The following is a 10,816-nucleotide window of genomic DNA, read 5'->3' as shown; positions in this document are numbered from 1 at the left end:
CCAAGAGCGCGCAGTTTCCTTTCCACTTCTGGCTGCCCCACGCCATGGCCGCGCCCACGCCGGTCTCGGCCTACCTGCACTCGGCCACGATGGTGAAGGCAGGGCTGTTCCTGCTGGCGCGGCTGTACCCGGTGATCGGCGGCAACGCCCTGTTCGAAGGCATCGTTGCCACCGTGGGCCTCGTCACAATGGTGTTCGCCGCCTTCGTGGCCCTGTTCAAGCACGACCTGAAGGGCCTGCTGGCCTACTCCACCGTCAGCCACCTGGGCTTCATCGCCTTCCTGATCGGCCTGTCCTCGCCGATGTCGGCGGTGGTGGCCATCTTCCACATCCTCAACCACGCCAGCTTCAAGGCGGCGCTGTTCATGACCGCGGGCATCGTCGACCACGAAACCGGCACGCGCGACATGCGCCGCCTGGGCGGCCTGATGAAGGCCATGCCGTGGATGGGCAGCTTCGCATTGCTGGCCTCGGCCTCGATGGCCGGTCTGCCGCCGTTCAATGGCTTCCTGTCGAAGGAGATGATGTTCGAGCAGGCCGTGCAGGCGCAGTTCTGGGGCTCGCTGAGCTGGCTCGTGCCGGTGCTGGCCACCGTCGGCGGGCTGTTCTCGATGGCCTACTCGCTGCGCCTGGTGCATGACGTGTTCTTCAACGGCCCGGCCCGCGAGCTCCCGGCCCATCCCCATGAACCTCCCTGGGGCATGAAGGCCCCGGTGGCCTTGCTCGTGGCGATCTGCATCGCGGTGGGCCTGATGCCGGCGCTGCTCACCGGGCCGCTGGTGGTGGCCGCGGCCACCGCGGTGCTGGGCGCGCCGCCGCCGCAGTTCCAGCCCGCGCTGTGGCATGGCCTGAATCTGCCACTGCTGATGAGCGCGGTCGCGGTGGGCGGCGGTGCCGTCTACTACTTCGCCTGGCAGTCCGGCGCTCGGTTGCATCGCCACGCGCCACGCGCCTTCAGCGGCAAGGCCGTGTTCACGGGCTTCATCGACGGCCTGTTCGGCCTGGCCGGCCGGATCACGGCCGCCCTCGAGAACGGTTCGCTGCAGCGATACCTGGCCTGGATGATCGGCCTGGCAATCGTGCTGGCGGCCTGGCCGTTCTGGCTGCCGGCGGCCGACAACCTGGGAGCCCAGGGCCGCGAGCTGCTCCCAGCCCCTGCAGTGGCGGTGGCGGTGTGGCTCATCCTGCTGGTCGTGGGGGTGGCGCTGTTGCGGGCCCATCGCCAGCGCTTCACGGCCGTCGTCCTGGCCGGTGCGGTGGGCCTGGTGTCCTCCCTGGCCTTCGTGGCCTTGTCGGCCCCCGATCTGGCCATGACGCAGCTTTCGGTTGACGTGGTCAGCACGGTGCTGCTGCTGATGGGCCTGGCGCTGTTGCCGCAGACCACCCCGGCTGAGTCGAGTGCGCGCCGCAAGTGGCGTGATGCGGTGCTGGCGGCCGCCGGCGGCGGTGGTGTGGCCTGGGTGGCCTGGCTCATGCTCACCCGAGACCACGAGTCCATCTCCTGGTACTTCCTCGAAAAGTCCCTGCCCGAAGGCGGTGGCACCAACGCGGTGAACGTCATTCTCGTGGACTTCCGCGGCTACGACACCTTTGGCGAGATCACCGTGCTGGGCATTGCGGCCGTGGGTGTGCTGGCCCTGCTCGAGGGCTTGCGCGTGCATCGCCCGACACTCGACCCGCAGGGTCGGCCCTGGAGTTACAGCCAGGAGCCGCTCATGCTGCGGGTGGTGGCGCGCCTCGTGCTGCCGCTGGCCTTGGTGGTGAGCGCCTTCATCTTCTGGCGCGGCCACAATCTGCCCGGTGGGGGCTTCATCGCCGGCCTGATCACGGCCGTGGCTTTGGTGCTGCAGTACATGGCCATGGGCCAGGCGCGCGCCGAGGCGCTGCTGCGCGGTGCGGCCGGTCGTCGCTTCGTGCGCTGGATCGGTCTGGGCTTGGGCATCGCCTGGCTCACGGGGGTGGGGGCCTTCTTCTTCGGTGAACCCTTCCTGACCAGCGCCCACGGCCATCCGGTCGTGCCCGTGCTGGGCGAGTTGCCGCTGGCCACCGCGGCCCTGTTCGACCTCGGGGTCTATGTCACGGTGGTCGGTGCCACGATGCTGATGCTGTCGGTGCTGGGATCGGCCAGCAAGGAAACGTCCAAGGACAACGGAGCGAGCGCATGACGATGGAATTCCTCGTGGCCACCGGTATCGGGTGGGTGACGGCCTGCGGCATCTACCTGCTGCTGCGCGGACGCACCTTCCCGGTCGTCATCGGCCTGACCTTGCTGGGCTATGCGGTCAATGTCTTCATCTTCGCGATGGGCCGGCTGTGGAGCGCCGCGCCGCCCATCCTCACCCCGGGCGCACAGGTGGCCGACCCGCTGCCCCAGGCGCTGGTGCTCACCGCCATCGTGATCGGCTTTGCCACCACGGGCTTCGTGATCGAGATGGCTTTGCGCAGCCATCATGAAAACGGCAGCGATCATGTCGACGGCCGTTCGGACAAGGCAGGGCACGCATGAACTGGTTCAGCACCCATCTGCCCATCCTGCCGGTCTTGCTGCCGGCGATCACCGCGGTCGTGCTGCTCCTGCTGGGCGACCATGGCGGCGAGCCTCACGGCGGCCATGGCCATCGCAAGCTGCTGTGGGCGCGCCGCATCGCGCTGGCCTCGGCCGTCCTGGGCTGGGTCATCGCTGCGCGACTGGCCGTCGAGGCCGGCCATGGTGAGCTGAGGGCCTACAAGGTCGGCGACTGGCCCGCGCCATTCGGCATCCTGGTGCTCATCGACCGCCTGGGGGCCATGATGCTGCTGCTCACCGCCTGCGTGGCACTGCCCGTGCTGTGGTACGCCACGGGTGGCTGGGACGCGCGCGGCCGCTACTTTCATGCCATCTTCCAGTTCCAGCTCATGGGCCTGAACGGTGCCTTCATCACCGGCGACCTGTTCAATCTCTTCGTGTTCTTCGAGGTGCTGCTCATCGCGTCCTATGTGCTGATGGTGCATGGCCAAGGCAAGGAGCGCTTTCGCGTGGGTGTGCACTATGTGGTGCTGAACCTCGCGGCCTCGTCGCTTTTTCTGATCGGTGTGGCGCTCATCTACGCGAAGACGGGGACGCTCAACCTTGCGGACCTGGCGCTGCGCGTGCCCAAGGTGACGGCGCCCGAGTCGGTCGTGCTGCAGGCCGCGGCGCTGGTGCTGCTGGTGGTGTTCGGTTTCAAGGCGGCCCTGATGCCCCTGGCCATGTGGCTGCCGGCCACGTATGCCGCATCCAGTGCGCCGGTGGCGGCGCTTTTTGCCCTGATGACCAAGGTGGGTGTCTATGCCATCGTCCGCGTGCACGGCGTGGTCTTCGGTGCAGGGGCTGGGGACGCCGCCCTCACCGTGGAGCCGGTCCTGCTGCCGCTGGCCCTGGTCACCAGCGCCGTGGGGGTGGCCGGGGCGCTGGCGGCACGCACGCTGCCGCGCCTAGTGGCCTGGCTCACGGTGGCCTCGGTCGGCACCGTGCTGGCCGGCCTGGGCCTGTTTTCCACCCAGGCCTGGTCTGCGGCGCTGTACTACATGCTCAACAGCACGCTGGTGACGGCTGGGCTGTTCCTGCTGGCCGAGCTCGTCGGTGCCCAGCGCGGCGACGCAGCCACGCAGCTCGTGCCGGCCTCGCCGGTGGCGCAGCCGACGCTGCTGGGCCTGATGCTGCTGTTGGCGGCAGCCTCCACCGCGGGCTTGCCGCCTTTGCCGGGTTTCATCGGCAAACTGATGATCCTCGAAGCGGCCAGCAATCATGCCTGGCAGGCTGTGGTGTGGAGTGTGCTGCTGGTGGCCGGTTTTCTGACCTTGGTGGGGCTGGCGCGTGCCGGCAGCATTCTGTTTTGGCATGTGCGTGACGACTTGCCCGCCGGCGGGGCTTCGGGGGCCAGCGCCAAGCTGGTCCTGGCCACGTGCTCGCTGCTGGCTGCCAGCGTGGCGCTGAGCGTGCTGGCCGCCCCTGTGCAGCGCTACACCCAGGCCACGGCCGAGCAGTTGGTCGACCGCGCCGCCTACGCCCGTGCGGCCCTGAGCGAATACGGTGGCGAACGGGCCGAGACGACCCGCCCCTATCGGGGGCGGCAGGAGACCCCATGATGAATCGTCCCACTTCTTCTTCCGCCCCTCGCGCGGCACCCACCTCCCGGGAGGCGATCGGACCCGGGCGCTGGGGGGCGCACCCCGTGCTGTCGGTGCTGCTGGCCGCCGTGTGGCTGCTGCTTCAGGAAAGCCTGGCCCCGGCACACATCCTTGCCGCTGCCGTGTTGGGGCTGGTGGTGCCGCGGCTTGTGCATGGCTTTCTGGGGCCTGCCACGCGCCTGCACAAGCCGGTCGTGGCGCTGCGCTTCGTGTTCATCGTGCTGTGGGACATCGTGGTATCCAACTTCATCGTGGCGCGCATCGTGCTGTCGCCCTCGTCGGACCCCCGTCCTGCGTGGGTGCGCGTGCCTTTGAAGCTGCAGCAGCCAGGAGCCATCACGCTGCTGGCCACGATCATCACCACCACGCCGGGCACCGTGTCGTGCATCGTCGATGACGAGCGGCACGAGATCCTGGTGCACGCGCTCGACTGTGCCGACCCGCAAGCGCTGGCCGAGCAGATCAAACAGCGCTACGAGCAACCGCTGATGGAGATCTTCGGATGAACGGATGGCCCCTGATCGACTGGGCGCTCAACTTCGCCTTCGCGACGGTGGGCCTGGCACTGGTGCTGTGTGCGTGGCGGCTGCTGCGTGGACCGCAGACCCCAGACCGCGTGCTGGCCCTGGACACGATGTACATCAACGTCGTCGCCCTGGTGATCCTCTTTGGCATGCGCTTCGGCACCGAACTCTTCTTCGAGGCGGCGCTGATCATCGCCTTGCTGGGCTTTGCCTCCACGGTGGCGCTGGCGCGCTACCTGTCCCGTGGCGACGTGATTGAGTGAGGTGGACGATGTGGAACGAACTTCATTGGGCCGTCCAGGCCGTCATCGCGCTGATGTTGGTGGTTGGCGGTGTCTTTGCCTTGGTGGGTGCCATCGGCATGCTGCGTTTTCCCGATTTCTACATGCGCCTGCATGCGCCCACCAAAGCCACGACCCTCGGGGTGGGAGGTGTGCTCGTGGCCAGCATGGCCAGCAACTGGGCCGAGGGCCGCTACAGCCTGCATGAGCTGCTGATCACGCTGTTCCTTTTCGTCACCGCGCCGGTGTCGGCCAACCTGCTGGCCAAGGCGGCGATGCACCTGCGCAGCCCCTCGAAGGCGCCGGTGCCGCACGACCAGCCCCGCCCCTGATCAAGCCTGGCCGGGCGGGTCGTCGATTCGGGGAGCGGCATCGATGTCGGCCTGGACCCGGCCTTCACGCACCGCGGCCCGGGCCAGCAGGTGGGAGGCCACCGGCAGCGTGATCAGCAGAAACACCAGGATCGCCAGCAGCCGCATCGTCCAGCCCGTATCCTGCGCCCACCCAGCAGCTCCCAGGCACACGCAGGCCAGTGCCAAGGTGCCGGCCTTGGTGGCGGCGTGCTGGCGGGCCAAGGCATCGGGCAGCCGGATCACCCCCCAGGCGGCCATCAGCAGCAAGGCAGCACCGGCCAGCAGCAGCAGCGATGCGAGGATCTCCAACACACCGCTCATGGTGTGGTCTCCTCGACGTGACTGTGCGGTGCGCGGTCGATCAGGCGGGCCCAGCCGATCGTCGCGACGAAACCCACCAGGGCCAGGCCGATCCCCACGTCGAGAAAGACGGTGCGTGCCGTGGCCAGCGACGCGGCCACGCACAGCGCCACACCGGCGGCCAGCAGGATGTCCAGCGCCACCACGCGATCGGCGTGCGTGGGCCCTTGGACGATGCGCACGGTGGCCAGCACCGAGGCGGCCAGAGCGCTCAGGACGAGCAAGGTCATGATCATGCCGGGCTCTTTCCAAACAGGATGACGAGGTAGCGTTCGAACTCGCGCCGGATGCCAGCCACCGCGCCTGCGGCGTCAGAGGTGTCGAGCATGTGCAGCAGCATCTCGTGGCGTTCCATGTCGATGTCGATGGTGGTGGTGCCCGGGGTGAGCGAGATCATGCAGCCCAGCAGGGCGGCGCCTTGCTCGCTCATCGGGGCAAAGCGCATGCGGATGAAGCCCACCGGCGGGCGTTTGCCCGCAGGGCCGCTGGCGCGCAGGATCACGCGCACGGTTTGCCAGCCCGAGACGACCACGGCGCGCAGGAAGCGCAGCAGCAGCACCAGGCAGACCAGAGGGTGACGCAGGATGGCCACGGTGGTTCCTCCTCTCATCCTCAGCGGCCGAAGCCGTCCACGGCGGCCTGGGCATAGGCCAGCAGGCTTTGCGGCCACAGACTGATCCACACGGTCACGGCCGCCAGGCCGGCCGTGGCGAGGTAGGCTGCCCCCAAGCGCACGCGCGGGGGCTGCCAGGTTTCATCAGGATGGGCCTTCCAGAAGGCCTCCATCCAGATCTTCATCATCGAGTACAGCGTGAGCACGCTCACCAGCAGGGCGGCTGCGGTCCAGACGATGCGCTCTTGCGCGATGGCTTCGCGCAGGATCAGCAGCTTGGCCCAGAAGCCCGACAACGGCGGAATGCCCACGAGGGACAGCGCCGGAATGAGAAAGAGCACGGCCAGCAGCGGCTTGGGCGCATACAGCCCACCGATGCGGCGCAGGTCGTAGCTGCCGGTCAGCGCCCAGACGATGGCGCCGATCAGGAAGAGGTTGGCCTTCACCACGATGTGGTGCAGCGTGTAGAAGAGGGTGGCCGCGTGGCCCTCGGGCGTGGCCAGTGCGATGCCCAGCAGGATGTAGCCGATCTGGCTGATGATGTGGAAGGCCAGGATGCGGCGGATGTCCCAGTGGTAGGCCGCGCCCAGCACGCCGGTGATCATCGTTGCCGCGGCCACCCACCCCAAGGCTTCGTACAGCACTTGCGGTGCCGGATTGAACACGTCACCCAGCGTGCGCAGCACGGCATACACGCCCACCTTGGTGAGCAGGCCTGCAAACAGGGCGAGCACGGGCGCGGGCAAGGTGTGATAAGACGCGGGCAGCCAGGCAAACAGCGGGAAGGCCCCCGCCTTGATCAGGAAGGCGAGCGTCAGCGCGGCCAGCAAGGCCAGGCCCAGGGCCGGCGGCCATTGTGCCGAGGCTTCGCCCAGCGCGCCGAAGTTCAGGTGACCGGTGGCACCGTAGACCAGGCCCACGCTCATCAGCAACAGCAGGGTGCCGAAGAGATTGAGCGCCAGGTACTTGAAAGTGCCGTCGAGCTGGTCCACCCGAGCGCCGATCGCGAACAGGCCCACCGAGCAGATCAGCATCACCTCGAACCAGACGTAGAGGTTGAAGAGGTCGGCTGTGCAGAACGAGCCTCCCACACCGGCCAGCACGCCGTGCACCAGCGGCAGCAGCAGCGGATGACGCGGCCCCGGGTCGGCATCACTCAGCAGGAACAGCAGCGAGGCCGCGCCCATCAGAGCCGTGATCAGCACGAGCGCGGCGCCGGTGCCATCCACCACGAATTCGATCCCGTAGGGCGCCGCCCAGCCGCCGAACTGGGCCACGGCCGGCGTGCCCGAAGAGGCCTGGGCCACCAGCAGCAGGGCACAGACGGTCAGCGCTGCGATGCCCGCAAAGCTGATGGTCTGTTGCACCGTGGGGCGTTGCTGCGCGAGCGCGGCGAGCATCGCGGTGCCCAGCGGCACCAGCACCGGGGTGACGGCCAACGCGCTCGTGCTCATGCGGCACCTCCGGCACGGGCATCGGCTTGCGGCGTGGGCAGCGGCGGCTTGACCGGGTCGGTGGGCTCGGGTTCGGCTTCGCGCAGCTTCAGCGCGTCATCGGTGCGCGCGCGCTCGATCAGGCGCAGCACCAGCACCAGCGAGAAGCACACCAGTGCAAAGCCGATCACGATGGCCGTGAGCACGAGCGCCTGGGGCAGGGGGTTTGCCGCCTGTGCCAGGACGCTCTCGCCCAGCGGCACCACAGGGGGCTGCGTCGAGCCGATGCGGCCCGCGGCGAACAACACGAGGTTGGCCCCCGCGCCCAGCACGGCCAGCCCCAGCACGCAGCGCAGCACGTCGCGCGACAGGGCCAGGTACAGGCCCACGGCCAGAGTGATCCAGACGGCGGCGGCCAGCAGCCAGGTCATGATCCAGTCTCCCGCGAATCATTGGACGTGGGCTCGTCGATGTCGATGAGCGCCAGGGCATAACCGGCCAGCGCGCCCCACACGCACAGATACACCCCGATGTCGAACAGCAGCACCGTGGAGATCTTGAGCTCGGTGAATCCCAGGTCGAGAGCGCCCCACCAGTGGGTCAAGAAGGCTTGGCCCTGTGCGAGGGCCGGCAGACCCGACACCGCAGCCACCAACACGCCCAGGGCGGCCAGCCTCACCGGCGAGCCCGTGGGCAGCCGGTGTATCGCCTGAGCAGGCGAGCGGGCGATGCCCCACAGCACCGAGGCGCTCACGGCCACCAGCGCGCCGATGAAGCCGCCGCCTGGTTCGTTGTGGCCACGCAGCAGCACCCACACCGACGCCGCCAGAATGAGCCCATAGAGCGCCCGGGCCACCACATCGAGGATCACAAGGCGCGGACTCATGAGCCTGCCCCCGGCTTGGTCTGAGAGGCGCCGCGCAGACTGCGCAGCAGCGGCAGCGCGGCCAGAAACGACAGTGCCACCACGGCGATCTCGCCCAGGGTGTCCAGCGCACGAAAGTCGACCAGGATCACGTTGACCACGTTGCGCCCAAACGCCTCAGGCACGCTGCGCTCGGCAAAGAATCCGGACAGCGAGTCATCGAAGGGGGTGGCCACCGTCAGCAGCAGCAAGGCGGTGACCAGCGTGGCAAACCCCAGACAGACCAGAGCGGCCCCCGGGCGCCACAGCGGTTCGTCGATGGACATCGGACGCCCCAGGCGTTTGAGCTGGAGCAGCACGGCCGCCACCACCACCACGAACACGGTTTCCACCGTGAACTGCGTGAAGGCCAGGTCCGGCGCGCCCGTGAACAGGAAGAGGGTCGCGCTGCCATAGCCCACCAGTCCGCTGGCCAGCAGCAGAGTGAGGCGCTCGCGCAGCAGTGCCGCAGCCACAGCGCCCAGGGCGATCAGGACCACCGAGCCGGCCACACCCCAGGACCAGGCCCCCGCCGCAGGCCCAGGCAGGGCCACGAGCGCCGGCCCCAGCGCCACGAGCAGGCCGAGCGAGACGGTGCCCGCCGTCAATGCCATGTAGCCAGGCAAGCGGCCATGCTGCAGGCTGCGCGTGCAGCGTGCTGCAAGTTTCGGGATGCCCGACAGCAGCCGCTCGTACTGGGACGCCATGCCGATGCGGCCGACGCGCCGCCCCACGGCTTCGAACAGACGGTGCAGCGGATCCCAGAACAAGTAAATCGCCACACCGATCAGCAAGGTCACCGCCAGCGAGCCCAGCGAAGGGCCGATCTCCAGCGACAGGCTGATGACGGTCGCCTGCGTGCCGGGGGTCATCGCCACCGCGGCGAGCGCGAGGAGTTCGTCGACATAGAAGGGGAACAGGCCCAGCACGATGCCCAGGCTGGCGAGGATCAGCGGCGGCAGCACCAGGGCCGGCCCGCCTTCGTGGGCTTCGGGGGTTTCGTTGGTGCCAGGGTGCCGCCAGAACACTCGCACCGCGGCGACGCCGGCCACCGCCACCGCGATGGCACCGAACACTGTGTTGGCCGCGCGAGCGAAGGCGAAAACATCGTCGGCGCTCTTCACCTCCAGGATCACGTCCTTGACGACGTAGCCGAACGACAGCGGCATCCCGGCCATCGACATGCCGGCCAGCAGGGCGGCCGCGGCGGTGAAAGGCATGGCCTTGCGCAGGCCTCCCAGCCGGTCGATCACGCGCGTGCCGGTGCCGTGGTCGATGTTGCCCGCGACGAAAAACAGCGGCGCCTTGTACAGGGCGTGGGCCAGCAGCAGGGCGCCCACCGCCACCGTGGCGCCCTCGCCGCGCAGGCCGATCAACACCACCAGCGTGCCCAGCGTGGCCACGGTGGACCACGCCAGGATGCGCTTGAGGTCGCGCTCACGCAGGGCCAGCACCATGCCCCAGGCCGCCGTGAGCGAGCCGGCCGTCTTCAGTGCGATTTCCCAGAGATCCCATTCGCCGAACGCCGGATCCAGGCGTGCCAGCAGATAGACCCCGAGCTTGACCATCGTGGCCGAGTGCAGATAGGCCGACACCGGCGTGGGCGCCGACATGGCATTGGGCAGCCAGAAGTGGAAGGGAAACTGCGCGCTCTTGGTGAATGCCCCGATGAGGATCAGCACCAGGGCCAAGGTCAGGGCCGGTGAGGCTTCCTCGTAGGGAACGCGCTCGATCACCGCGGACAGCGAGTAGCTGCCCATCAAGTGCCCGAGCAGCAGCAGTCCTGCGAGCAGGGCCAAGCCTCCCGTTGCGGTCACCAGGAAAGCCTGCTGTGCCGACTTGCGGCTGGCCAGGTCGGTGTGGTGGAAGCCCACGAGCAGGAACGAGGTGAGGCTGGTGAGTTCCCAGAACACGAAGAGCACGACCAGGTTGTCGGCGGTCACACAGCCGATCATCGCGCCCATGAACAGCGTGAGCAGCACGTACAGACGCGATTGCTGGGGGTGGCCGGCCAGATAGGCCCCGGCATAGACGAACACGGCCGTGCCCACGCCGGTGACCATCAGCAGCATCAGGGCCGACAGGCCATCGATGCGCCAGGCCAGATCGATGCCGAGTTCGGGCACCCACGGGAGGTGGCCCTGCACAGGCAGGGTCTGGGTGCTCAACAGCCAGAGCACCCCTGCCAGCGCCACCGCC

13 protein-coding genes are annotated in these 10,816 nt (G+C 68.5%); 6 read left to right on the top strand and 7 right to left on the bottom strand.

Going from position 1 to position 10,816, the window contains the following annotated elements; translation table 11 throughout:
* From mbhE (ACK42S_RS11730) to ACK42S_RS11705, 6 genes are all read left to right on the top strand, one after another.
* Positions 1-2,165 (top strand): hydrogen gas-evolving membrane-bound hydrogenase subunit E (gene mbhE, locus ACK42S_RS11730; protein ID WP_409707430.1); only part of this gene is annotated, 2,165 nt, incomplete at its 5' end.
* Positions 2,162-2,506, top strand: a complete 345-nt coding sequence (locus ACK42S_RS11725; RefSeq protein WP_409707427.1) for a Na+/H+ antiporter subunit C — start codon at positions 2,162-2,164, stop codon at positions 2,504-2,506. The genes mbhE (ACK42S_RS11730) and ACK42S_RS11725, both read left to right, overlap by 4 nt.
* Positions 2,503-4,107: a monovalent cation/H+ antiporter subunit D gene (locus tag ACK42S_RS11720; protein ID WP_409707424.1), complete on the top strand. Its 1,605-nt coding sequence runs from the start codon at positions 2,503-2,505 to the stop codon at positions 4,105-4,107. Before ACK42S_RS11725 ends, ACK42S_RS11720 begins: the two co-directional genes overlap by 4 nt.
* Positions 4,107-4,655 carry a Na+/H+ antiporter subunit E gene (locus ACK42S_RS11715; RefSeq protein WP_409707421.1) on the top strand — a complete coding sequence of 183 codons (549 nt, stop codon included), beginning with the start codon at positions 4,107-4,109 and terminating at the stop codon, positions 4,653-4,655. Before ACK42S_RS11720 ends, ACK42S_RS11715 begins: the two co-directional genes overlap by 1 nt.
* On the top strand, positions 4,652-4,936 hold the full coding sequence (locus ACK42S_RS11710; protein WP_409707417.1) for a K+/H+ antiporter subunit F: 285 nt from the start codon (positions 4,652-4,654) through the stop codon (positions 4,934-4,936). Before ACK42S_RS11715 ends, ACK42S_RS11710 begins: the two co-directional genes overlap by 4 nt.
* Positions 4,937-4,944: 8 nt before the next feature.
* Positions 4,945-5,286 carry a Na+/H+ antiporter subunit G gene (locus ACK42S_RS11705; protein ID WP_409707413.1) on the top strand — a complete coding sequence of 114 codons (342 nt, stop codon included), beginning with the start codon at positions 4,945-4,947 and terminating at the stop codon, positions 5,284-5,286.
* Here ACK42S_RS11705 and mnhG read toward each other — a convergent pair whose 3' ends face one another.
* From mnhG to mbhE (ACK42S_RS11670), 7 genes are all read right to left on the bottom strand, one after another.
* The gene (mnhG, locus tag ACK42S_RS11700) at positions 5,287-5,628 is read right to left on the bottom strand and encodes a monovalent cation/H(+) antiporter subunit G (protein WP_409707410.1); all 342 of its coding nucleotides are present in this window, start codon (positions 5,626-5,628) and stop codon (positions 5,287-5,289) included.
* Complete coding sequence (locus tag ACK42S_RS11695; protein ID WP_409707407.1) at positions 5,625-5,903, bottom strand: monovalent cation/H+ antiporter complex subunit F; 279 nt, start codon at positions 5,901-5,903, stop codon at positions 5,625-5,627. The genes mnhG and ACK42S_RS11695 overlap by 4 nt, the downstream gene beginning before the upstream one ends.
* Positions 5,900-6,259 carry a Na+/H+ antiporter subunit E gene (locus ACK42S_RS11690; RefSeq protein ID WP_409707404.1) on the bottom strand — a complete coding sequence of 120 codons (360 nt, stop codon included), beginning with the start codon at positions 6,257-6,259 and terminating at the stop codon, positions 5,900-5,902. The genes ACK42S_RS11695 and ACK42S_RS11690 overlap by 4 nt, the downstream gene beginning before the upstream one ends.
* Before the next feature lie 20 nt (positions 6,260-6,279).
* On the bottom strand, positions 6,280-7,734 hold the full coding sequence (locus ACK42S_RS11685) for a proton-conducting transporter membrane subunit (RefSeq protein ID WP_409707401.1): 1,455 nt from the start codon (positions 7,732-7,734) through the stop codon (positions 6,280-6,282).
* Positions 7,731-8,144, bottom strand: coding sequence for a sodium:proton antiporter (locus ACK42S_RS11680; protein WP_409707398.1), 414 nt, complete (start codon positions 8,142-8,144; stop codon positions 7,731-7,733). The genes ACK42S_RS11685 and ACK42S_RS11680 overlap by 4 nt, the downstream gene beginning before the upstream one ends.
* Positions 8,141-8,599 carry an MnhB domain-containing protein gene (locus tag ACK42S_RS11675; protein WP_409707395.1) on the bottom strand — a complete coding sequence of 153 codons (459 nt, stop codon included), beginning with the start codon at positions 8,597-8,599 and terminating at the stop codon, positions 8,141-8,143. Before ACK42S_RS11675 ends, ACK42S_RS11680 begins: the two co-directional genes overlap by 4 nt.
* A partial coding sequence (gene mbhE, locus ACK42S_RS11670; protein WP_409707392.1) for a hydrogen gas-evolving membrane-bound hydrogenase subunit E occupies positions 8,596-10,816 on the bottom strand: 2,221 nt, incomplete at its 5' end. The genes mbhE (ACK42S_RS11670) and ACK42S_RS11675, both read right to left, overlap by 4 nt.

The sequence above is a fragment of the Caldimonas sp. genome (genome assembly GCF_046289365.1).
Taxonomy (GTDB): domain Bacteria; phylum Pseudomonadota; class Gammaproteobacteria; order Burkholderiales; family Burkholderiaceae_C; genus Caldimonas.
This window is presented reverse-complemented; position numbering and strand designations above follow the sequence as displayed.

Bases quoted from the DNA above. Each gene is read 5' to 3' on its own strand.
- ACK42S_RS11725 (WP_409707427.1), top strand. From the start codon at position 2,162: ATGACGATGGAATTCCTCGTGGCCACCGGTATCGGGTGGGTGACGGCC.
- ACK42S_RS11720 (WP_409707424.1), top strand. From the start codon at position 2,503: ATGAACTGGTTCAGCACCCATCTGCCCATCCTGCCGGTCTTGCTGCCG.
- ACK42S_RS11715 (WP_409707421.1), top strand. From the start codon at position 4,107: ATGAATCGTCCCACTTCTTCTTCCGCCCCTCGCGCGGCACCCACCTCC.
- ACK42S_RS11710 (WP_409707417.1), top strand. From the start codon at position 4,652: ATGAACGGATGGCCCCTGATCGACTGGGCGCTCAACTTCGCCTTCGCG.
- ACK42S_RS11705 (WP_409707413.1), top strand. From the start codon at position 4,945: ATGTGGAACGAACTTCATTGGGCCGTCCAGGCCGTCATCGCGCTGATG.
- mnhG (WP_409707410.1), bottom strand. From the start codon at position 5,628: ATGAGCGGTGTGTTGGAGATCCTCGCATCGCTGCTGCTGCTGGCCGGT.
- ACK42S_RS11695 (WP_409707407.1), bottom strand. From the start codon at position 5,903: ATGATCATGACCTTGCTCGTCCTGAGCGCTCTGGCCGCCTCGGTGCTG.
- ACK42S_RS11685 (WP_409707401.1), bottom strand. From the start codon at position 7,734: ATGAGCACGAGCGCGTTGGCCGTCACCCCGGTGCTGGTGCCGCTGGGC.
- ACK42S_RS11680 (WP_409707398.1), bottom strand. From the start codon at position 8,144: ATGACCTGGCTGCTGGCCGCCGCCGTCTGGATCACTCTGGCCGTGGGC.
- ACK42S_RS11675 (WP_409707395.1), bottom strand. From the start codon at position 8,599: ATGAGTCCGCGCCTTGTGATCCTCGATGTGGTGGCCCGGGCGCTCTAT.